Below are 25,657 nucleotides of genomic sequence, written 5' to 3'. Positions count from 1 at the left end.
AGCTCCCTAAAAAAACCTCGTTGTGGGTATAGTGTTTACTGTGTTGTTGTGTGCCCTTGGTTGTGGGCTTTGTAAATAACGCTTAGTGATAGTTAGAAAAAATAAATAAAGACAGCTGATGTAATGTGTGAAGGGTATAGTAAAGAGGGGAACAGTTTTCGTCTATTCCAGTTGCTCAAATTGTAACTCAGTTAATGAAATGTCACTATTTGTAAGCAATATGTTGCAAGTGGTATCTGTAATTTACGTAATTTTAACGCGTAGTGGTTAAGTACTTTCCGTAGTGAGTGCTGAAACGAGTTTGCTATGTGAAGTGAAACGAATTTGCAGCAAATCTATAGCGAAGGGTATCGCTAAAAAAACAGGTGCCCTATAGACACCTGTTGTTTGTACATCTTCTGAAAAAGGGGAGACTACCCTACAAATCAGTCATGCTTATTTCCATTCCCACAACTGTTCATTTTTCCCATCGGCTTTTTCTGTCCAAACACCGATCCACTCGCCATAGGCTTTAAAGTGATTAAGGTAAAGAGTTGGGTAGGCCACATTGTGAATTCGCCCATTTTCCAGTACCCAGCGCATATCAAGTTTATCTGCATTACAGCTGCCGACAACAGCACGGTTAGTGCCTTTATACCAAGAAGGTAGTTGAAGACACTTGTTGGGGGCATCTGCAGGATGAAGTAATCCTTTACTATCGATATGCCATTTTTGCGCTTTGCTGTTGTCACATCGAGATGCGGTGACTTTACCTGCCTTAGATCCTAGGCAAGCATTTAATTTGTTCATTAATGGTGAGTAGTTAGGCTTATTGGGATCATCAGGGTTATCGGGTGTGTCAGGTTTGCCTGGGTCATTATCACCATTCGGACTGCTTCCAGGGACTTTATTATTAAAGTGCTTGGCAACTTCCGGCCAGATATCTTTAATGCGAGCTGCTTGGTTAGGGCCACTAGGACAGCCACCCCAGTGGTGCAAGCCTATTACTTTATTTGTTTTACTGGCGATAACTGGAGACCCAGAGCTACCACCTATTGTGTCACAATAGTAACCAAGGTTTTGGCGACTACTATTTGGCGCATCAATTTGACAGCGGTTGTTGCTATTAGAATCACTTTCAATCGAAAGCTCTTTAGGATTACCTGACCCATGTTGTGGAATATAAATTTGCTCACCTTTTACTGCATCTCTGGGATCAAGGCCTAGGTAACCGAACGAGGCAATTTTACTGAAGTCTTTCACGGTAAAGAGAGTATAGTCCAGGCTACTACTGCGACTGGTCGCGAGCATTTTGTCTGCAGGCACTTTAGTGATGTTATTTGGTTTACTGCCACGACAGCTACTGCGTTGATAGTTAAACCAGACTTCAGAGGTAGTCGTTGAGGACTGGGTTCCAATACAGTGGTTATTGGTAAACATTTTATTATCTGGTCCCACTCGCCATGCTGTACATACACTCCCGCGCATGACCAACTTTGCTACAGGACGGCTATGGGCAAATTCAGTGGGGTGCGAATCTTTATAGCACACAGCATCTTTACGCTCGTTACCGCCGCAGGTTGAAAATTCCTGAGTCATTAAGTTTTCAATAACATTCTCAGGAAATCCACGCATATAGTGACCAATTTTAATAGAATGTTTGGTGTCATCCCAGGCATTTGCTGCTTTTAGATTATTAGGCATGATCAGCTGGATAATTGCGGTATCACCACTGACTGACATACTTGCCCACGAGGTTTTTCCATCCTCACCCAGCTCTGGATCGTAGGTAAAACCATCACGCTTAGCATTGCTATAACGGTAGCTTTCAGTACCTTCAGGGTTTCGAACTTCGACCACAGCACCATCAGGGATATTAAACTCTGCAAAGTGTACTTTAATATAACTGGCACCTGATTCAGAAACTGTAAATGTAGAGTTTGAGTCGAACCCTTGTTTTGGACTTAACGATAAATTTGAATCTATTTTATCCGCAATTTTAATGGGTTTAAGTGTATCAGTTTGATTGAGATTGTCTGCGTAACTATTCATTAGCACACAGCTGGATGCTAACGAAGCAATTAATAGCAAGGATGAGTATTTCATTATACGGCTCGTATCTTCTTTAATACCCGTCGCAGAGGGTATATGTTTTTAATTATTAACTATTACTGCAGCTTTCCTAAAAAGGTAAACGACAGAACAGTATGCCTTTAACATGGGAAATATGTGGTTAAAGGTGTACCCAAAAACGAAGGGTTTTTAGGGGGAGGCATTTAAATGCTCCTGCATAAACTGCATTTTCACCATCATTGGTGCTCAAGAGCACTGACAGCAAACCCTAAAAATGATTCGTGAAGGGTGTATATGCGAGAGGAGACTATAACTGGGAAGAATGTTTAACTATGTAAACTTGTTCATACTTATATGGTTTTGCGTTACATTTTTTAAAAAGTATTAATAATATCAAATGTATAGGATGATGTATTACCAAGTTGTTATGTATACTCTTAACAATGGCGAATTAATTTTTTGCGACGTAAAGACAGTCACTGTATTTATTCCATAATACAGCAGAAATTAAAGACAATGAGTATTAAATCACTCCTGAGGCAAAATCATCTAAGAATTGAGCCATCTCGGGTTTTAAACCGTTAAATTCGATACCGATTTGAAAGTCAGATGTTCTGACGACGGTATGACGAACAACTGCGCGAGAAAGAATTTTTATCTTCTTTCCTAGATATACTGCAGCAATTTGTATATCTACGGCTTCATTTATATTGTATTTGTGTGATACCTCAATAAGTGCACCACTGACTGAGACGTTCACTGTCCGGCCTACAACTACCTCTTTTGCTTTATCGCGAATAAGTGCTTTCCACTTTATCCCCCTTCGGGGGTGTCGGCGTTGTTCAATGCCTTGATCTTCAGACATTCAAGAATAAACCTTTTCAGCAAATTAAAAGTAAGTATAGATCGGATATCTTGATGAGGGCTATTAAGCCGAATGACAACAATCCATAAAAAAACCATCAAAAGGCAGATTTCTACCTTTTGATGGTTGGCTATCAGAGGTTAAATATGAATTGACTATTTGTCGTTATCAGGTTTTGTACCGTCACCGGGCTTGTCACCGTCACCAGGCTTATCGCCGTCACCGGGTTTATCGCCATCGCCGGGTTTATCTCCGTCACCAGGCTTATCGCCATCACCGGGCTTGTCTCCATCACCGGGCTTGTCTCCGTCGCCAGGTTTATCATCATCACCGGGACCCTTGTCAGTTTTGACCAGCTTAACGGCATCAATATAGAAGTCGGTACCAGGCTCTGGCCCAAAGACATATAAATCAGCACGTTTTAGCTTACCTTTTGGTTTAATGGCAAAGTCTGTCGCAATATCAAACCAGGCATCACCTGTGGGTATTTTACTGGTATTGACACGTTGCCAGTGATAACCCTCATCATCGACATAGAATATTTGAATATCGAGTGTTTGAGCGGCTTTCACTTCTTTCCCTAAGCTGGCAGATAAAGAGAGTGTGTAAGCCTGGTTAGCTTCAATAAGCTCAGAACCGGCTAACAAGCCACCTGCATACCAGTGATCGCGTTCAGTAATATGTAGACTGAACTGGCCGTCTTTGCCACGCTCCTGACTTTGACTTAACTTGCCCATTTTCCAAGCAGGTTGCCAGCCTTGAGTATCGGTTTCGAAACTGTGTTCAAAAACAATATTGGGGTCAGGCACATTATTATCTTTTTCACTTATTTTAACTTCATCAATAATGAGTGACTTTTTACCTTTAGGACCAAAAAGTAATAAGTGTGCTGCCTTGATCTCACCCAGAGCATTTAGTTGGAATTCACCACTTAGTTTTTTCTCTGCGTTAGAAATTTGATCAATAGCCAAGTACTGATAATAGAAAATACCTAGCTCACTTTTCAGTGCTAGTGCTGCCAGACCGAAGTCTTTTTGCTGGTCATCTGCAAGCTGGAAGTTTGCGCTGAACTGGTAGGTAGCGTCTTTTTTCAGAGGAGTTTGTATTTTTTGAATAACACCATCATAGTAGCTTGTGCGTCCTGTAATATTGACTTTGTAATCAGTACCACAGTCTTTCGTTTCAGCTTTTTTCTCAAGTTTAACTGCTGATGTGTAATAAGCACGCCACTGGGTAAGGTCATTAAAGTCAGGCTGTTGGATGAGGTTATTTTTCAGTAAGTCTGGTTTAGGACATGCTTTTCCGGGTTTATCACCGTCACCAGGCTTGTCGCCATCACCGGGTTTATCACCGTCACCAGGTTTATCGCCGTCACCAGGTTTATCGCCGTCACCAGGTTTATCGCCGTCACCAGGTTTATCGCCGTCACCAGGTTTATCGCCGTCACCAGGTTTATCGCCATCACCGGGTTTATCGCCATCACCAGGTTTATCGCCGTCACCGGGTTTGTCACCGTCACCAGGTTTGTCGCCGTCACCAGGTTTGTCGCCATCACCAGGCTTGTCACCATCTGGATCTTCATCGGGGAATGGCACAGTGTGCTTGCGATGCTCTGAAATTAATGCAGCACGCTCTTTCCAGAGCCTAGCCATATTCGCTGTTTCTGCATCACCGATTGGTAGCCCATTGGCATCTTTAACATCAGGTGTCGAATAGAAGTTTGCAGCATTACCACACATATGTGTCGTGAGTTTGCCGTTATCAAAGCCATAAGCATATTTCCATTTTGCACCACCATCTTTACTGCAATGTAGGCCTCCGACATTATGTCCGACTTCGTGCCGCCAAGCTCCAGGCCATGGGGCGCCGACCACCTGAGTATAACCGGTGACACCTGCCCAACCTGCTGCACTATTCGGTGCTTTAGTGGGTGTTTGGACAACACCCACTAAATCAGGGGCTAACTTTTCAATATCACTCGCAAACCATTTTTCGGCATTATCCAAAACTTTGGTAATGATGCCCAGGTTGTGTTTGGTAGTACCGGTACCAACCAAACGGAGCTTAATACCTTTAATACCAGAGTTTTTTAATCCGCTATTAACAGAGGCAACGTAAGTTGCAGCGGTTGCTTTGATATCACCAACTTCTTTGGCTGCGGACTCAGAAAAACCTAGAAATACGTCAATAATAATATTGCCGTGTTTATCTTTTTCACCTTTTGCAGCCTTTGCTGCTGCTTTTGAATAAAGTTCAGACTGGCTGGTAGGAGGTAAAACTTCATCAATATGTTCAGGTTGTTTTTGCTTCACCAACAGGTAACGACCATTGTCCTGTGGCTGAATTAAATAAGATCCTTGCTCATTTTCAATAATACCCGTTATTTTTCCTGTTAAATGGTTCAAGGTAATAATGGCATTACTATAAGTTTCAAGGTGACTAAAGCCACTATCAAAAACCTGACCATAAATGACTTCAAGGGAGCCATCCGTTGATTCGCGGCTGATTACTCTTAAATCAAAGGCTTCGCCTGAAAATAAGTTAAGTGTAATTTGGTCTGGGAATTGGTAGCGACCATTTTGTTTATTGAGTTTCAGGTCAGCTTCACGGAAATAATCGGCATGTTCGATAATGCTGTTATTTATTTCTTGAGTATAAGTGGCTGCTGATGAGGCTGTGGTTTCACTGGAAAATAATTCCGTGGGCGCGATTGCGGTTGTGGACGTATTGCCCAGAGCTATAGGGGCTTGTATGGTCGTTGCCAACAGCAAGGGAACGAGCGATATTGTCGATTTTTTGTGGTATAACGATTTCTTCATAGTGGACTCTTCAGCTTATAAATTGAGATATATGAAACTTCTAATGCAATTTCTTAATTGGAAGCAGTTATCTTTTTAAATTAAATTATGATCTGATTTATATCCCCAGACGATTGGGTTTAGGGGTAGACGTCAAGTGATGAAAAACGCTGACAACAACCCCTAAAAGTGATTAGTGAAGGGTATAGCTTTATCGAACACTATTAATGAGTCCATTTTTTGATAAACGACTGCAGCTTGATTAAATTAATGATAATCAGGTTGCGGTTGCACCTCCTACTGTGCCACAAGTATTAGTTTTTTCTCTGCCTCCAGTCCTTCATACTAATCATAAACAGACAGTTAAAGCCTTATATCTAATTAATAGGTAGCGCAGTACTTATACAGATCACAATGGTTAATACTTTAAATTAAAAAGACGTGGTAAGACGCGATTGAATACACAAATAAAAGTGTGTAATGGATAATCAGAAGAAAAAATTGTAAATAAAAGAGGAAATTAACAGAATAGGTGTGGTCCCAACCAAACCAGTGTATTAAAACACTGGTTTGAGAAATCAAATAGGAGACGTGTTACGATTGAAAGTGAGTATTGGATACTGTTTGCGAATCACTAATTAGCGCCAGGTGACTTCCAAAGTTGAATAAACATAATGAGTAGTATAACCAATGATATTACAAGCCAAATAATACCCCACATCATGGTACTCCCACCTAAAAGTTCCGCAATGTTTGTTGCATCTGAAACAACCGTACCGCTGCGCGCTATAGTGTCGCTGTAAATGTCACCAGGTACATATAATACACATGAAAGCCCAATGAGCCGGAGTAAAAAGTCATTGACCCAATGTGATGCCTTAATACTTGTAAGCAATAGACAAATACCAAAAATAGAACAAAATACCAGTGCAAACCCTTGTCCTTTCAGTAACCAAGGTACTACCAATATAATCAATGCCAGTAGGCCATTAATGACCTTATCAAAACGTGACAAATGCGCAGCCCAAAACAACGCAACCCCCCAAGCTAATGAACCAAGATAACCCGCAGTAGCCGTAATTATCAGATTACCCCCTCGATGAATCACATGACCACCTTGACGAGGGTCGAGAAAAAACTCAAGCACCTCACCACCAGTTAACAAGGCTGCTATGGCATGTGAAAGCTCATGAAAGAAAACCGTCAACATCTGAAAGGGGTAAATCCAAATGCTGTTCCAGCCAATAAATAGGCCACCAATAATGACTAAGCTGGCGAGTCGAGCTGTCCATAATGATGATGTTGAAGATGTAGTGGAGTTCACTTTTTGATCACTATCCTATGATAAAGTTAGCTAATGGAGGAGGGGGGTATACTCAAAATGCAGGGTATACTTATTGTTAAACGTACTGTCACTAACATGTTAGTAGTTGAAAATAACTGATGATTGATATTCCAAAATTATTTGTTCTCAATTGAGTCCTGTCAAGTGGAGAGAAAGACAATCGTTTAGAGTCAAGCTCTTCACCCCAGTCATTTAGTTTATCTAAATTCCTGGGGCTTCATCGCTCGGTGGCTTCGCCTAAATAACCCTTCGCTGTGAGTATATACCACTTTATTTTGACACCTAAAAATGATTCATTATGGGTATAGTATTGACTTATGACGCTATAATCACTTATTTACTACTTAAGGTTGCTATTGATAACAATGCAGTAGCAGTTTAAACCTTATGTATACGCTTTACACTGCAGTTATCAAGGCTGTGTTAACTTACGCTTGCAAGAAACTTATTTTTAGGGCTTTTATACCCAAAACGAAGGTTTTTTAGTAGGGCTAGTCTGGTCTGCTAAGACTAGCGATAGCATCAATAGTTTTTTAATGGTGCTAGCTGGGCCGTCAAGCGATGAAGCCCCTGGGCAAGTTTACTGCTGTGAAACTTGCGGTAGCCACTTTAATTGATATAACAGTGCTGCTGGGCGGTTATATTAATAAGTGACTGGGGTGGCAGTTAAATGCTCCTCGGCAATTGCTCCTGCATTGCTCTACTACATGACATCCATGTCATTATGCATAAACTGCATTGCCACCATCTTTGGTGGACAAGAGTGTTGACAACAAACCCTAAAAATGATTCGTGAAGGGCATAGATATCAAAAAGGAAAGAAGTGAATAAAAAACATGAAAAAAACTATCCAGTATATGGAATAATCAACTTGGATATGTTCACTTGACAGTTAAGAGCACTTAAAATATTTAACATTGAGTCAGCTCTTGGAATAACCTTTTTATTTTCGATTCGTTCAATTGTAGATACTGCAAGACCCACTTTCGCTGCCATTTCCTCTTGTGATATATTTGATTGAATTCTCAATTGCCTACAAATGTCACCAATGTTATCTAAGTTTAAGCCAGAGTATAGTTGACGTTCCATGTATATCACCGCTAGCAATAAATAATACAACTGTATTATTATTTTTAATAAAAATTAACAGCATGTATGCTGTGGATATCGTCAACGTTTTAAGTGATACTTTGGCCAGCTAGATGAGTCTTTTTATATACAAAAAATTGCTATTTATCAATACGTTATCTGAATGGGACAGATAGGGCGAAGCCTTGCTCTAAAACAGGTAATCACATGGGTGAGAAACATTGGTATGCGGTCTATACAAGAGTAAATTGTGAAGTAAAGCTTGCAGGCATTTTAAAGAAAAAAGGAATAAAAGTACTTTATCCCTACATTGAAAAGCAACACTTTTGGAGTGACCGGAAAAAAAATATTAAAAAACCGCTATTTCCTTCGTATATTTTTGTTTATATTAATACTAATGAATATTACTCAGTCACAAGCAGTGCTGGATTTTCCCATTTTATTTGTTTTCAAGGCAAACCAGCTACAATTCCAGATACACAGATTGATGCAATTAATAAACTACTACTTAGTAGGTATGCATGGTGGGTGGAAAGCAGAGTGCTTAAAAAAGGCACTAAAGTTGAGGTGACTGAAGGGACACTTGCTGGACAGCAAGGCGTTTTGGTTAGGGATAGTGACCAGAAAAATATTGCTATCGAGATAACAGCCTTAAGCCAGTCGATTATCTTTTCGTTGAATCCTCATCAGTTCAAAGTCATAGACTAATCATAGACAACAGATAAAAAAAGTGTAGTTATATGATATGGAACATACCTATCCTTATTAATACCTTTAATAAAGAGTCCAAATTACTCAATGTGGATAACAGCTTGTTGACTAAAAAGCATCGTTGGGAAGATATTGCGGCTGCTTTGGGGATGGGCAACTTACCTGCTGAGTCCTATTACTTAGGTCGATATTTTATTTTTAATGATGAACAAGATATCCAGAAATTAGAGGAGTTACTGACAATAGAAATTAAGTATCTTGCGGTCATGAAAGAATGGCAAGTTGGTAAAGTTAATTTGCCTGCCATGGCAACGTTGATTTGTAATGAATTAAAAATTATGACGGTGTGTACTTATTGTGAGGGACTAGGTTTTGAAAGTGATGGTGAAGATTGTCAGCGTTGTAAGGGCTATGGTTGGAAAAGTTTTTCTGAAAGAGAAAAGTATCAATTTATAGGTGCAAACTATCAAGCATGGCACAGGCGTTGGCAAGGGAGGTACATGCAATTATTGAACTTTATTGGCGATGCTGCCTATGTGTTAAGGATGCACTTAAATCATCAACTATACTGAGATAGATTTGTTTAAAGTGAGTAGGAAATAATTACCCAAGAATAATACTAACCCAAAAGGTAAATCCTATGAATAGTAATAACCGTTTCAAGCCTGCGGATGAATATAATACGATTGACTCCATTCGGGAAAAAAATGAGGAAGATATTAATAGGCTACTACAACAATTGGACGCGCTGAATAATATAGAAGGCTTTGCTGATTTAATGGATTTTGATGAAGACGTCGACTTGGTGCCTGATAAAGAAGATTTTGAGGATTTGTTAGCGGGTATTGATAGACATGAAAGTAATGACTATAGATTTAATTAAAAATGGAAAAAAATATCATACCATATATTGGTCTATTTTTAACTTTTCTTGGCATTACCATGGGCACCATTCGATGGAGTCTGAGTCGTCAGTCGCAACTACTACAGCAGGCTACTGAAACCAAGATTGAAGATGTAAGCCGAAAGTTAGAAACACTTCACCTTGATTTTAAAGCAATTATTCAACAACAAGGTAAACTTATACATGAAATCGAAAAGCAACTCCTCAGTTATCAAAAAGACGTAGCTGAAACCTATATGAAAAAACAAGACTGCCAAAGCCAATTTCTAGTAGTTGAATCAAAAATTGACAATATTAGTCATGAAACAAAAAATTACCATAAGGATGTTCTGAGTCGTATTGATCGACTTGCTAGCTAGCTTTATATATTGGGAATAAATAATGCTGTCAAAGTCAGTTGAATTATTTACCTCTGTGCTGACAGAGTACTTGAAAAAAGAGTTGGGTGGGCTTGCCTCGCAAATTGTTACTTATCCAAAAAATGAAAATAATGAACTAAAGATTGAAAATAATGCTTTAACAGTATGCTTGATTAATACTGAGGAGGAAAATGTATTAAGAAATAATAATCGATATAAGCAAGTTGATACGAAGCTAATAAAAAAATATAGGGATGTCCGCTTGCGTATTTATCTGGCAGTTTTATCAAAGCATGATAATTATTTGCAAGCTTTAAAAATGCTATCATTAGTAATAACATGCTTCCAAAAAAATCATATCATTCAATCAGATGAGAGCAGCTTAGATAAAATAAAACTTGAACTTGATCTGGTGACAATGGACTTTACAAGGCAAAACGATATCTGGAATGCACTTAGGATAAGCTATATTCCTTCCATTCTTTATCGTGTAACCTTAATTGTATATGAGCAACTCAGTACAGTTGAACTAGATAAACTAGTTAGTGCAGATATCAGTGTAGAAAGAAAATAAATAGAATTTTTATAGAGATATAAAGGATATTTTAATGAGTGAGTATAAAACACCGGGTGTTTATGTAAAAGAAAAAAATGCGTTTGGGTTAAGTATTGGGCTTGATAGTACAGCCGTGCCAGTATTTATAGGGTACACACAAAAAAATAATGGTGAAATAATCGCTGTTAATAATTTATCTGAGTTTACAGAGATGTTTGGTGGTCCCTTATTAGTAAGTGGCAACTATGCAGAAAATGATAGTAGTTTTAAAATGAATCAAGACTATAGTAGTAAACATAGTAAGTTACTGCCAAAATTCTTCCTTTACTATGCCATTGAACATTACTTTAGTAATGGTGGTGGTAAATGTTATATTGCATCTATTAACGAACAAAAAGTACCCTTACCAGAGGATGATATAAATACGGCAGTAATAAACAAAGATCATTTTAATAAAGTGCTAGAAAAGCTTGATACGCTTGAAGAAGCGACTTTGGTATTAGCGCCTGAAGCAATACAATTAGCGCCTTTGGCTACAGATACAGCAGGTTCATGGGATGATTATAAAGGAGTCTGCTCGAAACTATTGCAAGAAGGTCACGATTCTGCTGGTCGAAATGGTACACGAAGTCGACTAGCCGTATTAGATGCAATGCCAGAAGAAAGTGCAACAGGAAGCATTAGTTTTACCAACTTTGAAGCGGCAATTAGCCAAAACGAACATCGTAGTTATGGTACAGCGTATTATCCCTTTTTAAAAACAAATATTCCTTTGGCGCTAGATGAGTCAAAAGTTGAAGTTACAGATTCTCATACGTTATCTGTTGTAGAAGACAATAGTCATGCAAGCCACTTAGAAACAGAGGCATTGATTAGTAGTGCAGACCCTGTTTATCTTGATAGCTTAAAAACAACTAACCCGGCAAAATATGCCAAAATTAGACAAAGTCTTGGTCAACAGGTACGTATTGTATTACCCCCATCAGCAGCAGTCGTGGGTGTATATGCACGTACTGATGCTTCTCGCGGTGTTTGGAAAGCCCCAGCAAATACTCCATTGTTGGATGTATCTGAGCCTGTAAGAGTAGTAACAGACAGTGCTCAGGAAAAATTAAATGCACCGAATAGTGGTAAAGCAATTAATGTAATTCGTAGCTTTGCAGGCAAAGGAACACTAGTTTGGGGGGCTAGAACCTTAAATGCAGATAGCTTAGATTGGCGCTATATCAACGTAAGGCGTTTATTTTTAGCTGTGGAAGACACCTGCCGGTCAGCAGCTCATCAGTTTGTATTTGAACCCAATGATCAAGTCACTTGGTTAAAAGTCAAGGCGATGATTGATTCACTGCTAAATAAAATGTGGAAGCAAGGTGCACTTGTAGGATTAACCCAAGATGAAGCCTATCAAATTAGTATAGGGTTGGGGTCAACAATGACAGGCAATGATATCTTAGAAGGAATGATGAAAATTACGGTTAAAATGGCCCCTAGCCGACCTGCAGAGTTTATTGAATTTACTTTTACGCAAATGATGCAAACCAGTTAATACATTATATATTTTTAGCAAGTGATTATAGAAAGATATAAAATAGGGATTTAGTATGGCAGACACAACCAAAGATGTTAAAGAAAGTTACCCATTACCAGCCTTTCAGTATATTGTCGATATACCTGATATGGATGAAATGTATTTTTCCGAAGCATCAGGAATGAGCGTTGAGTATGAAACCATTACCTATAAACATGGAATGAGTTTTATCACTGGACCTCAGATTTATCCTGGGCAGATTAACCAACCAACAATATCTCTTAAGAAAGGAGTAATAACTAAGGGTAGTCAGCTGTATGACTGGGTCAATAATAATGCAATTAACGGGGGAATTAGGAAAGATGTTAGGATTTCTTTGGTCGACAGTGAAGGTAATCCAGTGGTTAGTTGGACAGCTGATAATGCATTACCAACCAAGCTGGAAGCACCGTCTTTAAGTGCTGACTCTTCTGATGCAGCAGTAGAGACCTTAGAGCTTATCTGTAAAAAAATCAGTGTAGAATATCATTAATATAGCCATAGTGAAGGGTTTTTAGGGGAGGCCGCCGAGTGACGAGGCCCCATGAGCCTATAAACAATAGATGATTGGGGTGAGGAATGACGGCAACAAACCCTAAAAATGATTCACAAAGGGTATAACTAGTCCTTCGTATGCGTTGAATCGGATACGAAGGAATACTGTTTAATAAACTTTATAGATAAATATACTGTATGAGTACTAGCTTGGGTATTTCTCAGGAAAATATATTTGGAGCGTTAATACCAGCAGAGTATAAATTTTCTGTTGTATTTATGGATGATCCATTATCTACAATTTTTGTGAAAAAGGTTTCAGGACTATCAGCCAGTATTGAGACAGAGAAAATAGAAGGTGCTGGTTATGCAAAAGAACAGCTTAGCCTTCCAGTAAAAATAAAATATGGTGATATTAAAGTAGAGCAAGCTCTGTTGTCATTATTGCAATTTGAAAAATTGATCAATTGGAGTGATCCAAAAGTAAATAAGTCAATGGATATTTTAATTTCGGCATACAATTTTACTTATTTGCCAATAAAAAATTGGTTGGTATATGGTGCTATGTCGATTGACTGGTCATTATCAGATTTTGATGCTGAAAGTAATAACTTAGTTATGGAAACGATTACGTTTTCATATGCAGATATAGAGCCTATTGGAGTATAGTAAAAAATGGCTTTATCAATTAATAGAATGAATATTAATGTGAGCGTTAATGATCCTTCAGAAAGTACTCATAAGCAAAGTGCTAGCAAACAAGATAGCTTATTATATATAGGCAATGTTGAACAACAAGTTAGCGAAAAATTACTGATTAATAAGTGTGTTTCAGCTACTTTAGACGCCCTAAATCGACTCAAGGAACCATGATGTGAGTGAGAATCGCACAGAAAAGCTGACTATTGAAGCGTTTGAGGATATTGATAGGAAAAAAGTACTTAGAAGTTTTGAGTTAAAAATTAACCCCCTTAAATTTATCTTTTCGATAAAAAATAATTATACAGTTGATAATGCAATTGGTAGTTCAGGCAGTCAGATGAGATTTCTACATGGTAGAAATAGACAGTTGAGTTTACAATTAAGGCTTGATGGTACAGGAACTAAAGAAGATGAACCAATTGCAAAGCAAGTAGATAGTTTTATAAATATAACTCAAAGTATGGTTGGGAAAATACATCAACCTCCTTTTTTAAATATAAGTTGGGGAGACATAAAGGAGTTCTTTTGTCGATTGGATAATGCTTCTATTGATTATACCGCTTTTGATACAAAAGGGGTACCTATCGCAGCAACCATTGATTGTAGTTTTACAGAAGATTTATCGGAGGCAAAACGAAGTGCTCAGGATAAGAAAAGTTCCCCTGATCTAACTCACCTGCATGTCGTTGCATCAAAAGAAAACTTACCTATGATAGCCAAAAAATATTACGGAAGTACACGGTTTTATATGCAATTGGCTAAAGTCAATAAGTTAAATAATGTGACCAACTTGGTTACAGGTAGTCGAATTATTATTCCACCCTTATCAGTTGTGGGCTAGAGGGTACTATGAGTTCGTCAATCACTTACTTTACAGTATTTGTAGATGGTAAACAGACCGCTAGTAATTTTTCATTGGTACAGTTTGAAGTCAGTAAATCGGTGAATAAAATAGCCAGAGCAGAACTATTATTTAAAAATATTGATTTTAGCAGTTACCAATATAACACATTAGATCAAGATGAATTCAAGGCGGGTAAATCATTAGAAATTAAGGAAATGAATGATGGTCAGGCGGGTGCGGTACTTTTCAAGGGTAACATTGTTAAGCACCGTTTTAAAGGCAGTGAAGAAGGAGGTGCTCATTATATAACTGCTAAAGACCTTGCTTTTTTATTGTGTCATAACTACCGTATTGCAACATACCATCAACAAACCGACCTTGATGTTTTTAAAAAAATATTAGGTGATTATCAATCCAACGGCCTTAATTTTCAGATTAAAGCAACCCCTGCAGATGCTTTTAAGCACACACAGTTAGTGCAGTATCATACGACTGATTGGCAATTCTTATTGGAGCGCTGCCGAGCAATAGGACTTTCTATTTGGTCTGATAATAATGAACTAACGATTAGTAAACTAAAATGGCCTGCACCTGCAGCTAGTGAGGCGGGAAAACTAAAACTTGGGATAAGTTCAAATGTTGATTTTGATTTAACTTATAACCCTGAATGGGGAGCAGGTCAGTTTCAAACCCATGCGTTAGATAACAGTAAACAACGAGCGAATCAAGCTCCATTATTAACACCACCCGCTCCAGCTCAAGATATTAAATTAACTGCACAGCACCCTCCCTTAAGTCAAATAGCAACTGAGTTGGGCTATAGTATACACCAGTCCCTGGGAACAACCTTTGCCGAATTAGGCGAGCCTCAAGTGTGGGCCAATGCTATTGCAACACAACATGCATTAAAACTAATTACAGGTTCTATAACCCTTAAAGGCACTAGTGCTATTAAACTACAAGATAGTATTGAGTTGGATGGGTTTTCAAAGGTATTTAATGGTACACATTGGGTAACAGGTGTCACCCATCGAGTAGACCAATTGGGTTGGGCAACCCAGTTGCAAATTGGCATGCCCAATCATATGTGGCAAACAATAAATAATAAAGATGAATACAACAACCGTACAGGGCAAGTACCTGGTTTACAACTTGGTATTGTGAAGGCAATAATTGGTCTCGACGTTAAAGTGGCACTGCCTGCCATGGGGGTACCCAATAATGAACAAATTATTACTGCGCGCTTATGTCATCCCGAAGCAGGAAAAAACCACGGATTTATTGTACGACCAGAGATTGATGACGAGGTATTGGTAGGGTTTTTAAACCAAGACCCAAAGCAACCTGTGGTTTTAGGTGGGCTTTTAGCAGACCAGCAAGGAGCAGAACCAGAGGATGTCAGTAAGCAATATCAACAAATGCAAATACAACGGGGACTGTTAGGTACACCCACTGGGGAGTTATCTATCGCAACTAATAAAAATCAAGCATTAAAATTAAACCCACAGGGCATTGCTGTCACAACAGATAAAGAAATCACATTAGATACCGATGCTAATATTGCTATGAAAGCAAAACAAAATATTACTGTTAATGCAGATAGTAATGTAGCTATAGAGTCTAAAGCTAATCTCAAAGCCAAAGGTAATCCAACTGAAATCGGTGACCAAAGTGTTGTTACTAATGTAAAAGGACAGACTGTTAATATCAACTAAGAGCACCTCTAAAATATGAAATGTTAATAAGCTTCAAGCCTTAGGCTATATATTTTTTAAAAAACCATTCGAGAAGGGTATATTATGATAAATCATTTAGAAAGCTTTCTCGGCTCCGGTTGGTCAATGCCGCCGTTATTTCAGTTACAGCCCAGTAGCTATAAAACAGGTGAGCAAGAAGTTGCTTTAGCAACCATGTCTGGGGAAGCAAAAATAGCGGAGTCAATTTACATAATAATTAATACCCAACCGGGTACCTTTATTACTCGTCCTGATTTTGGTTGTGATTTAAGCCAGTATGTATTTGAAAAGCTTAATCGGTCTACCTTGAATGCCATTGAAAGAACCGTAGCAGACTCTCTGTTATACTATGAGCCAAGAATAATCGTAGAAGATACTATTTTATCAATTGAAGATGCCATAATAGGTAAATTACGGATTAATATAGCGTATCAAATTATTCAAACCAACAGCCGCTATAATCAAGTGTTTCCATACTATTTAAATGAGTCACTTCAGCCTGCAACATCACTTTAAGCGGTTAATATTACAATAAAAGTTGATGGATAGATTATATGTCAGTAATAAAACAATGCAAATTTTTAATTGATTCAAATAACCCTGGAAACCTTAACAAATTTGGCTTTTTATTAAATAAAAACAGTTTGGAGAGGATGATTTGCCAAGCATACGATAAACAATATTTGCCTAAAGTATCCGGTCAGTCTATTGAAGTTAAAGAGTTAACCATTAACTTGGGTGAAATCAATATTGCTACTTTAAAAAGCTCATTAGAAACAGCATTGTCAATGGCATTTAAGCAATTCTTTGAAAAATTGGATGGTGAACTCAAAGATGATGAGCATTATAGTACTAATAAAGATGAGAAGTTATCTAATAATGGTAGACAAATTATTGATAAGCATGGCTATCCAGCTGATAGTCAGCAAAGCCCAATTAAGCTGAATTCCTTTTTGTCTAAACAACTATTGAGAAAGCTTCGCTCTCTGCTTCATAGTGTTATTAGTAGAAGTATGACTGAAGAAGTAGATGCTATTGCCGGTGAGTTTGTTGCTAATACTAATGAAGTTAAAATGAGATTAAATACCGATGATTTTCTAGCATTAATTAAGTTGCACTGGCAACAAAACTATCACCAAATACTTCCAGACTCTGTAAACAAACTATTACAGCAGTGGTCTGAAAGCTATATAATCAGTTTGCATAATCAACCTGTTATAGATAAAACCCAAGAATCACACAAAAAAAAATTATCTATTAAGGAAGACAAGTGCAAACCAGTAACCAGTGTAAGTATTAAAAACGGCAATAATGAGTTTATCAAATGGTTAAGGAAAGCTTACAACGAGAAGCTGGGCAGTCTGATAACAACTATCCAGAATGATAGTAACAGGTTACTTATTAAACCCGCAGACTCTCAAGCAATTAATCACAAACCAGCCAAGCAGAAAATTATCAACAATGTAGACTCAACCAATAAAAAAAGGATGTATCAACCATTCACTAGTACTGTTTACAATAAGTTGGTAACACAACTTGATGAAGTGATATGCTTTATAAATAAGATAATAACAGGGTTTGAAAAGGGTGACTTTAGATCAGATAAGGCGAAAACTTTCAATCTAATACAAGATGAACTTTGTGAGTTAATTAATCGCTTTATTATTCACTACAACGACCCTCTTATGAAAATAGCCCCAACACAATGTCCAAAACTACGACAAACGTTGAATTGGCTGGTTAAAGATAAGAATGTTATTAATGCTGATGCTTTAAAAAATGAAATACTGAATCTCTATAACCGGCTAAAAGAATTAAAACAACAAGTAGTGATTCATTCAAGTGATTCCCCCGGTTTTAACGACATCGAGCAACCACAAAGTCCACATCCTCAAACTGCTTCAATGGATATTGACAATTACCAGAAACAGTTTGATCAACTAATCAATAGCTTAGATCAATATATACAGATTTCTATGGCTGATGCGGGTAGTTCAAATAAACAAGAAACTAAAATAGTAGACCTATATAAAGCATTTTTATACCGTTTCGAAAGACTGTTTGGTTATCCCTTGCCACTTCAATGGCTCCAACACTTACAGTTAATGATAGAAGTAAGTGATCAAAATAATAATGAGCATTATATTGCGAACACCACCGATAGTGAAAGTAATCAACCGGCTATAGCGCATACAGATAAACAATCAGAACAGAATCCAGATAACAATACAGCAATCGTTAATATTTCTAATCAGCTCAGTAATAAGCTAAATAAAACAGGTAAATTAACTAATCAACCCTATCAAGTATTCAAGCAGGCAAGTAAACAATCTTTTTCAAGTCTAAAGCCATCAAACCCTGGGTTACAGATGTTAAAAGATCTCCATCGATATATCACAGGCGAGTTACAGGCCAATATTAGCGCAGATCAGTCTCATCCAATGATTAGTGAATATCAAATTGAAAATGCTGGCGTCGTGTTATTAACCCCGTGGTTTACCTCACTTTTTAACAAACTAGGATGGTTGAAAAATAATCAGTTTTTTATTAATGATAATGAAGAGTATACGGCATACCTGGGAGTTAATTTACTCAATAGGCTTAACCTGAATCCTGATGCTAATGGGTTCACTAATCCTCTACACCAAATCTTTTGTGGGCTTGGGGTTGATGAAACTATAGATGTGCTTGAACTACCCGAACAGGCCGAAGCTGAACTGGTTCATTTACAACAAGCAGTGATAGCTCATTGGCAACATTTTAATCAGGCAACCATTACTAGTTTGCAACAGTTGTTTATTCGTCGGCCTGGGGTATTAACCTCTATTGAATCGGGTTGGGTGTTAACTGTGTCTAGAGAAAATCAAGATGTATTATTACAACATCTCCCTTGGTCATTTAATACGGTTAAACTTCCATGGATGAACTCAGTATTGGCGGTGCATTGGAGTAAAACCCTGTGAATAATGACGTTTCAATACAATATTTAGCTGATGAATTTGATTGGCTATCTGCACTAATAGACTCTGCACTGCGTTTAGAAAGGAATAACAATCAGTGTAGTACTGATGGATTAAATACGGGTGATGCCGTTGAAGGTGACGTTAATCAATGGTATCAAATAATCCCCCCTCCACCATTAAAGCCTCAGTTAATTGGTTATCATCAATGGTTAAACCAACACTATCAAAATGATTCTGAGCTTAATAAGGTGCGACTGATTATTAATTTGGCACTCGCTGCTTATTTATTACCAGCGGTATTACTGCCAATAAAACAGCATCCACAAGCGGGATTAAGGGTCAATAACCAAGGGCATAGTAAGGAGGAGGGCGCTATCGAACCTAGCTGGCAAACTGCTTCCTGGTTATTGGCAAGTTGTCAGCCTAGGCAATCTAATCAGCTTGGTCAACCAAATCTGTCTACATTGACCATTCATAATGATAGTCAGCAACGGTTGTCTATACACTTACAACTATTGCCTTATATGCAGGGTAAGGATTCGTTACAGCAACATAAAGTGTTGTTGTCATCGAGTAATCATGCTGACCTTTGGTTACAGCCTTTACAATTAAACCCTGTCACTTGTCAGCAATGGCTGGGTATCGCTGAAACGCAGTTTCTGACCCCATTGGCTGACTTTCCTGCACAGCACCTCGCGACGCAGCTTACATGGGATGATTTAGTAGTCGCAGAGTGTGTGACGACCAGTTTAGTGGATATTAAACGTTGGTTGCAGTATAAGCAGCAATTGGAAAAAGATACCGTTCTCAATAAACTCATTAAACCTGGTTATCGTGCCTTGTTTTATGGCCCCCCCGGTACAGGTAAAAGTTTAACAGCAGCTTTATTAGGTAAAGTGAGTACCTTTGGGAATCATACAGCTAAACAGTCGGTTGGATTACCTGTTTATCGGGTTGACTTGTCCCAAGTGGTATCTAAATGGGTAGGTGAAACCAGCAAAAACCTGGCGTTATTATTTGATACGGCAGAACAGCACCAATGGATTTTATTTTTTGATGAAGCGGATGCGCTTTTCAGTCAGCGTACCAGCGTACAGACGGCCAATGATCGCTATGCTAACCAAGAAATTGGTTTTTTATTACAGCGTATAGAAGCCTACCCAGGGCTAATTATTTTAGCCAGTAATTTAAAAGATAATATTGATGAAGCCTTTACCCGGCGTTTGCAGTCTATAGTACATTTTCCCTTACCTGATGAACAACAGCGGCTACAACTGTGGCAACAAGCCATGCCTGAAACCATTGCTTTTGCAGATGATATTGATTTTCGTGAAATTGCTAAGAAGTACCCGGTCAGTGGTGGATTAATTACCAATATTATGCTTAACCTTGCCCTGGAGGCTATTGATAATAGCTTGCCTAATGATCAGCAGCCGGTTATTCAAAAGGAAATGTTGCTACAGGGAATTAAGCGGGAGTTATTAAAAGAAGGTGTTTATTTATAAAATGGCAATTTTATGAACTTATCTGACCTCTTTCAGCAGACAGCAATCATTCCACAACAGTTGTATGAATGGTTATTGGCTGATGTTAATTCACATGAGCACACTGCTGAACAGCAGCAAATGCTTAAACAGCATATTCAGCAGTTGCAGGTTCAATTGGCGGAATCTCCGCAGCTGCAGCCTTTAAAACGAAGCTTCCATTTAACCGGGTTGGAGCTAATGATTTTATTATTAGCCGTATTACCTAGTGTTTACCCTCGTTATCGGGTGATTTACCAAAAGCTTCATGGGCAGCCAGAGCCTACTATTGACTTATTAATATCCATGATTTGTGATACTGAGCAGACACACCATACTTATTTATCCCAGCTGTGGGATAATTCCCCTTTATTTCATTGGCGGCTATTAACTGTCCAGGGGAGAGGTGCAGCAAAGCTATATCAGCCTTTATGGGTAGCCCATGACCTACTACAATGGTTTTTAGCACGATTAAACCAGTTAAATGAATTACATCAATTGCCCACCGAAATATTACCACCTGAAATTCAGGAGGTATTAACCCCCCTTAAAGAGCCACCCTGGCCAGTGGTGGATATTTTTAATAGCGATTGTAAAGCTTATAGTATTCAAGAAAAATTAACTACAAGCCAAACCGGTCAAATTCTGGTGATTAATGGTGGCCAAGGAGTAGGGAAGCGTACTTATGGGATATTGCTTGCTAAACAATTATCCCAGCCGATTTATGAACTAAATCAAGCAGTGTTAACTCAATATCAAGAGTTTCATACGGTACTTATCGATTGCTTACGTTATTTGATTTTAACCAATGGGATTTTATATTGGCCCAATGGGGTGGCTTACTTAGCAGAAAATAAAGCAGTAGCGCAACTTATTGCCAATTGGCTAAACCAAGCACCAAGATTACTCTTATTTGGTGAATTAACCCATAACCCATTAGAAAACACCACAATAAACTCAATAGCTTTACCCATGGTTTTAACCCCGTATTTTAAGGGCCAATTAACTGTTGATGTATTTCAACCAGCGGTACAAGCACAACTATGGCAAACTTTTGTTAGTTATCAGTATGAACGGCATGGGATCAAACGGGCAGCAATATCAGAAGATGAATGGCTAACGTTAGTCCATCGTTTTCCCTGTTTACCTGGGCAAATCATGCAGCTGTCACATCGAGTTATGGAGGAGGATTTTATAGAAAACCAGTGTTCGCAAAACAGCCAGAATGATCTTGACCCTGATATAATGCCAGAAAATATAATTGATCGCCTTATGTCCTTGGCTACTCAAAACCAACCAGAGCAGTTGGCCGGTGTGGCTACCCGGATGGTTTCTAACATTGGTTTACAAGACTGTTTTGTAGAGAAAGGCATACAACAACAATTACACAGTATTATTCATCAGTTTGAATATAATCTAGCCCAAATAAGAGAGCAGCCAACCACGATAAAAACAGGGTTAAAAGTATTGCTCTATGGTCCACCGGGTACTGGTAAGACCCACTGTGCCCAAGCGCTAGCTAATGAACTACAAATACCACTCTACCGGGTGGATCTAGCAAAAATAGCCAGTAAATGGATTGGCGAAACGGAGAAAAACTTAGCTGCAGTGTTTAACCAAGCAGAGCAACAACCCTGTGTGTTGTTTTTTGATGAAGCCGATTCATTATTTACACGTCGCACGGCAGTTCAAGATGCCCAAGATAAAAACACCAACTTAGGGGTTAATTATCTATTACAGCGCATTGAACAGTTCAATGGCTTATTATTATTAGCCACAAATTATCAAGATAATATCGACCCAGCATTTTTTAGGCGCCTAGATTGGGTGATTCAACTCAATTTACCCAATGTAAAAATCCGAGAAAAACTGTGGCAGTACCATTGGCCAAAAGCAATCACAAAAATTGATGCCATTTGTTTAAAAGAGCTAGCCCTACTATTTCCCTTAACTGGTGCGCAAATTAGTAATATTACCCAGGCAGTAAAACGCCAGCTGTTAACTGATAAAATGATGGTTAATCAAACCAACCCACCCATTATTGATAAAGCATTATTAGCCAATCACATTAATACAGAGCTACAAAAACAGACAGAAAATAAAGCAGCAGTTTATCAATTAAAACATTGGTTAAGGAGTGGAGAAAATCATGGGAATGCCAGCAGCAACGGTTAGCCACCAGCATACATGCCCAGTGAATGATCCTGGCCCAAAACCCCATGTAGGGGGCATCATTAGCCAAGGCTCCCCTAATGTACTCATTTGTGGTCAATCGGCTGCCAGGGTAGGGGACCCATTAGTTTGTCAAGGTCCACCAGATACTATTAACAAAGGCTCAACTAATGTAAAAATAAATGGGTTAGGGGCAGCACGACAGAATGATCTTACCGCCCATGGGGGGGTTATTGTGCAGGGGGTAGCTACGGTGCTTATAGGTGGATGAATACCCTTCGCGAACCATCTTTAGGGTTTGTTATCTGCTCTCTTCAACTCAGTCACTTATTTTTTATAAGCTCCTTCGTTTCATCGCTTGATGCCTCCCCTAAAAAAGTTTCGCTGTGGGTATTTCTTGCAATTGTGTCATCTTAAAATTGGTAAATAGGCGGATGGTTAAAAAGGCTAGTGGTTAAATGACATTTTTTATTAATGATGTACATGCACTTCAACAATTGCAGCTAACGGAATCGCAACCGCTATTAATGCAGGCAGATGAAAAACAATGGCAAGCAGCCTATGTCCAGCAAATGGAAGAGAAGTTGCTTCACTATGACCCAACAGCTGCAGGCTTATTACCGCCCCCTGCTAATTCAGCCTTTGTGGGTGATTATTATGAATTTAGTCAATCCCCTTTGTGGCAAATGCAGCGGGATTATTTTATTGATCAAGGGCCGGCAGCTTGGCAAACGAAACAAGTCCCCCATTATATTACCAGTAATCCAACCCTGGCCGCCTGTTACGCTGAAATTATTATCCATTACCTGTTGGATTGTTTGAGCCAGCAGCTCATCAATGTAAATAGCCCAATCTATATGTTAGAGCTAGGTGCAGGGTCTGGTCGTTTCGCTTATTACTTATTAAAGCAACTGGAAGAAAAGCTACCAAATTATGGATTAGCTGATCTACCGCTAGTGTTGCTTATCAGTGATTTTGCACCAAAAAATTGTGAGTTTTTACAACAACACCCACAATTATCGCCTTATTTAGCGTCTGGGCAAGTGCAAGTACTTCAGGTTGATCTTGAACCCAAAAGCACTGTTAAAAAAGCCACTAAAGATCCATTTGATAACCCGGCATTAACTCAAATAGTTCAGGCAAGCAATAACCCTTTAATCGTTATTGCAAATTATGTGTTTACTGGTTTACCCCAAACCTTAGGCTATTGTCATTACGGGCAGTTTTATCAGGGTGAGGCTGCCATTGAGTCTATTAACAGAAGTGCTGAAAAAGCATTTATTCAAAAGCACCACAAAGGCAAAGGGTTGTTTAAGAATTTGAAATTACATTATCGCTGGCGGCTATGTGATTCCGTATCATGTGAATCACTGCTAGCAGACGGTGAAAATACAGAGTTATTCCCGTCTACGTTAGTACCGAGTCTAGAACCGAATATATTATCGATAGTGCAGTATTATTTAAAACACTTATCCAGTCAGCCATTGTTACTTCCTACCAGTGCGATGCACTGTATACAACAGTTGCAACAATTAGCCCGTGGTCTGTTGTTATTATTAATGGCTGACAGAGGCTATAGCCAATTAAGTCAAGTGCGCCAGCAAGGCTTACCAGGCTTAGCTGCCCATGGTTGTTTTTCTTTACCCATTAATTTTCATGGATTGGCACAATGGTTAGAGGTAATTAAGGCTAAATCTGAAAATTCCCATGATCCTGAAACAAGCTGGTATTTTCAACAACAACACCGTGATCAGGGTTTAGTGTATCAAGTATTAATGATCAATCAGCCAACCTCAAATGATAGACTTAAAGATGAAGTAGCTGCTAGGCAGTTTCCAGCAACGCAACATGTTGTAGAACAGCAGTTGACCGGTTTTAATCCCGATGATTTTTTTATGGTAAAACGTAGTTTACATAATCGAGTAAAGGGGCTAACCAGCGAGCAAATGCTCAGCTATTGTCGGCTTAGCAAGTACGATTATATAGTACTCCAGCAGTTTTTACCGGTGTTATTAAAACAAGGGGTACCTATTAATAGTCGGTTAGATTGGCTAGACTGTTTGCAGCAAACCTGGAGTCAGTATTTTATAATCGGCGAGCAGGAAGAATTTGCCTTTACCCTTGGTTTATTAGCCATTGATTTAAGTGGCTGGGGCCTAGCTAAAACCATCTATTTACATTGCTTACAATGGGTATTGGCATGGGCGGAACAATCTAATCCTAAGTGCACTACAAATAATCTGTCCACGCTTAATCAAACCGCTCTATGGCATAATTTAGCCCTTTGTGGCTACAGTACTGGTGTTCAGCCCTTAGCTAAACAATGCATTCAACAAGCACTACAGTTATCACCTAATGACACACAAGTACTTCAATTAGCCAGTGATATTGTAGAATGGCAAGCCTATTGTCAGCAATGTAGTTGGTATGATGCTGACCAAGCCGGGGATAATGAATTAATGCTAGAGCCATTAGGTTTACACCATGCTGCTGAGTTAGCTTTACAATACCGTGACCCCACCATAGCCCAATTAACACGGCTGCCAGTAATCAGTAATGTGAAACAAGCACAAGCTTTTATTCAAGATCAGCAATCACAGCGGCATATAATGGCAGTATTACACGATAATGTTGGCCTAGTGGGTGTGGTGAGCATTGAGCGGCTAACAGAAAATTTTGCAGGCTTGCCTGATTTTGTCGACATAGAAACAGATGGTGCCGGTTACTTTTATTTTTGGATAGGCACCGACTACCAATGCCGGGGCTTTGGTACCCGAGCGGCTAGGTTGGCTTTAAACCAAGCACGACAAATGGGGTTAAAACAGCTCTATACTTCAGTATGGGGACATAATAGCCATTCACAGCGGGTGTTAGGCAAGGTTGGGTTTAGGGGGGTAGCTGATGGGGCAGCGGTGGAAGTTAGTGATGTGCAGCGGGAGTTGTATTATGTTGTTGATTTCATTAAATGATAGGTGG

General features: G+C 38.8%; 22 protein-coding genes. 17 read left to right on the top strand and 5 right to left on the bottom strand.

Features of this window, described 5'->3' with window-relative positions:
• Window positions 1-435: 435 nt before the first annotated feature.
• From KHS79_RS05980 to KHS79_RS05960, 5 genes are all read right to left on the bottom strand, one after another.
• Window positions 436-2,031: a trypsin-like peptidase domain-containing protein gene (locus tag KHS79_RS05980; RefSeq protein ID WP_212717503.1), complete on the bottom strand. Its 1,596-nt coding sequence runs from the start codon at window positions 2,029-2,031 to the stop codon at window positions 436-438.
• Window positions 2,032-2,575: 544 nt separating this feature from the next.
• The gene (locus tag KHS79_RS05975; protein WP_212717501.1) at window positions 2,576-2,917 is read right to left on the bottom strand and encodes a PilZ domain-containing protein; all 342 of its coding nucleotides are present in this window, start codon (window positions 2,915-2,917) and stop codon (window positions 2,576-2,578) included.
• A gap of 155 nt (window positions 2,918-3,072) precedes the next feature.
• Entirely contained in the window at window positions 3,073-5,736 is a 2,664-nt protein-coding gene (locus KHS79_RS05970) for a carbohydrate binding domain-containing protein (protein ID WP_212717499.1), read from the bottom strand.
• 613 nt (window positions 5,737-6,349) lie between these two features.
• The gene (locus KHS79_RS05965) at window positions 6,350-7,039 is read right to left on the bottom strand and encodes a M50 family metallopeptidase (RefSeq protein ID WP_212717498.1); all 690 of its coding nucleotides are present in this window, start codon (window positions 7,037-7,039) and stop codon (window positions 6,350-6,352) included.
• An 867-nt stretch (window positions 7,040-7,906) separates the two neighbouring features.
• Window positions 7,907-8,149, bottom strand: coding sequence for a helix-turn-helix domain-containing protein (locus KHS79_RS05960; RefSeq protein ID WP_212717497.1), 243 nt, complete (start codon window positions 8,147-8,149; stop codon window positions 7,907-7,909).
• 207 nt (window positions 8,150-8,356) lie between these two features.
• Here KHS79_RS05960 and KHS79_RS05955 point away from each other — a divergent pair, with 207 nt between their 5' ends.
• From KHS79_RS05955 to KHS79_RS05875, 17 genes are all read left to right on the top strand, one after another.
• Window positions 8,357-8,857, top strand: coding sequence for a UpxY family transcription antiterminator (locus tag KHS79_RS05955; RefSeq protein WP_212717496.1), 501 nt, complete (start codon window positions 8,357-8,359; stop codon window positions 8,855-8,857).
• Between the two features lie 32 nt (window positions 8,858-8,889).
• Window positions 8,890-9,432: a hypothetical protein gene (locus KHS79_RS05950; RefSeq protein ID WP_212717495.1), complete on the top strand. Its 543-nt coding sequence runs from the start codon at window positions 8,890-8,892 to the stop codon at window positions 9,430-9,432.
• Window positions 9,433-9,500: 68 nt separating this feature from the next.
• Entirely contained in the window at window positions 9,501-9,743 is a 243-nt protein-coding gene (locus KHS79_RS05945; protein ID WP_212717494.1) for a hypothetical protein, read from the top strand.
• Window positions 9,744-9,745: 2 nt separating this feature from the next.
• Window positions 9,746-10,123: a hypothetical protein gene (locus tag KHS79_RS05940; RefSeq protein WP_212717493.1), complete on the top strand. Its 378-nt coding sequence runs from the start codon at window positions 9,746-9,748 to the stop codon at window positions 10,121-10,123.
• A gap of 22 nt (window positions 10,124-10,145) precedes the next feature.
• Window positions 10,146-10,697 (top strand): DUF4255 domain-containing protein, encoded by a 552-nt coding sequence (locus KHS79_RS05935; RefSeq protein WP_212717492.1) that lies wholly within the window; start codon window positions 10,146-10,148, stop codon window positions 10,695-10,697.
• 34 nt (window positions 10,698-10,731) lie between these two features.
• Window positions 10,732-12,225 carry a phage tail sheath family protein gene (locus tag KHS79_RS05930; RefSeq protein WP_212717490.1) on the top strand — a complete coding sequence of 498 codons (1,494 nt, stop codon included), beginning with the start codon at window positions 10,732-10,734 and terminating at the stop codon, window positions 12,223-12,225.
• Window positions 12,226-12,280: 55 nt separating this feature from the next.
• Window positions 12,281-12,739: a phage tail protein gene (locus tag KHS79_RS05925; RefSeq protein WP_212717487.1), complete on the top strand. Its 459-nt coding sequence runs from the start codon at window positions 12,281-12,283 to the stop codon at window positions 12,737-12,739.
• A gap of 200 nt (window positions 12,740-12,939) precedes the next feature.
• Window positions 12,940-13,410: a phage tail protein gene (locus KHS79_RS05920; protein WP_180569001.1), complete on the top strand. Its 471-nt coding sequence runs from the start codon at window positions 12,940-12,942 to the stop codon at window positions 13,408-13,410.
• A gap of 6 nt (window positions 13,411-13,416) precedes the next feature.
• The gene (locus KHS79_RS05915) at window positions 13,417-13,614 is read left to right on the top strand and encodes a hypothetical protein (RefSeq protein ID WP_212717484.1); all 198 of its coding nucleotides are present in this window, start codon (window positions 13,417-13,419) and stop codon (window positions 13,612-13,614) included.
• A gap of 1 nt (window position 13,615) precedes the next feature.
• Window positions 13,616-14,284, top strand: a complete 669-nt coding sequence (locus KHS79_RS05910) for a CIS tube protein (protein ID WP_212717483.1) — start codon at window positions 13,616-13,618, stop codon at window positions 14,282-14,284.
• An 8-nt stretch (window positions 14,285-14,292) separates the two neighbouring features.
• Complete coding sequence (locus KHS79_RS05905; protein WP_212717480.1) at window positions 14,293-16,002, top strand: phage baseplate assembly protein V; 1,710 nt, start codon at window positions 14,293-14,295, stop codon at window positions 16,000-16,002.
• A gap of 84 nt (window positions 16,003-16,086) precedes the next feature.
• Window positions 16,087-16,539 carry a GPW/gp25 family protein gene (locus KHS79_RS05900; protein WP_212717479.1) on the top strand — a complete coding sequence of 151 codons (453 nt, stop codon included), beginning with the start codon at window positions 16,087-16,089 and terminating at the stop codon, window positions 16,537-16,539.
• Window positions 16,540-16,577: 38 nt separating this feature from the next.
• Complete coding sequence (locus tag KHS79_RS05895; RefSeq protein ID WP_212717470.1) at window positions 16,578-18,986, top strand: contractile injection system tape measure protein; 2,409 nt, start codon at window positions 16,578-16,580, stop codon at window positions 18,984-18,986.
• A complete protein-coding gene (locus tag KHS79_RS05890) occupies window positions 18,983-20,491 on the top strand; it encodes an ATP-binding protein (protein ID WP_212717467.1) in 1,509 nt (502 codons plus the stop codon). Before KHS79_RS05895 ends, KHS79_RS05890 begins: the two co-directional genes overlap by 4 nt.
• A gap of 12 nt (window positions 20,492-20,503) precedes the next feature.
• Window positions 20,504-22,684 carry an ATP-binding protein gene (locus tag KHS79_RS05885; protein WP_212717465.1) on the top strand — a complete coding sequence of 727 codons (2,181 nt, stop codon included), beginning with the start codon at window positions 20,504-20,506 and terminating at the stop codon, window positions 22,682-22,684.
• Window positions 22,659-22,952 carry a PAAR domain-containing protein gene (locus KHS79_RS05880; RefSeq protein ID WP_233468250.1) on the top strand — a complete coding sequence of 98 codons (294 nt, stop codon included), beginning with the start codon at window positions 22,659-22,661 and terminating at the stop codon, window positions 22,950-22,952. Before KHS79_RS05885 ends, KHS79_RS05880 begins: the two co-directional genes overlap by 26 nt.
• Window positions 22,953-23,139: 187 nt before the next feature.
• A complete protein-coding gene (locus tag KHS79_RS05875; RefSeq protein WP_212717463.1) occupies window positions 23,140-25,650 on the top strand; it encodes a GNAT family N-acetyltransferase in 2,511 nt (836 codons plus the stop codon).
• Window positions 25,651-25,657 lie beyond the last annotated feature (7 nt).

Source organism: Zooshikella ganghwensis (assembly GCF_018263875.1).
Classification (GTDB): domain Bacteria; phylum Pseudomonadota; class Gammaproteobacteria; order Pseudomonadales; family Zooshikellaceae; genus Zooshikella; species Zooshikella ganghwensis.
The sequence above is the reverse complement of the archived record's forward strand: the minus strand, read 5'-3'. Positions and strand labels throughout refer to the sequence as shown.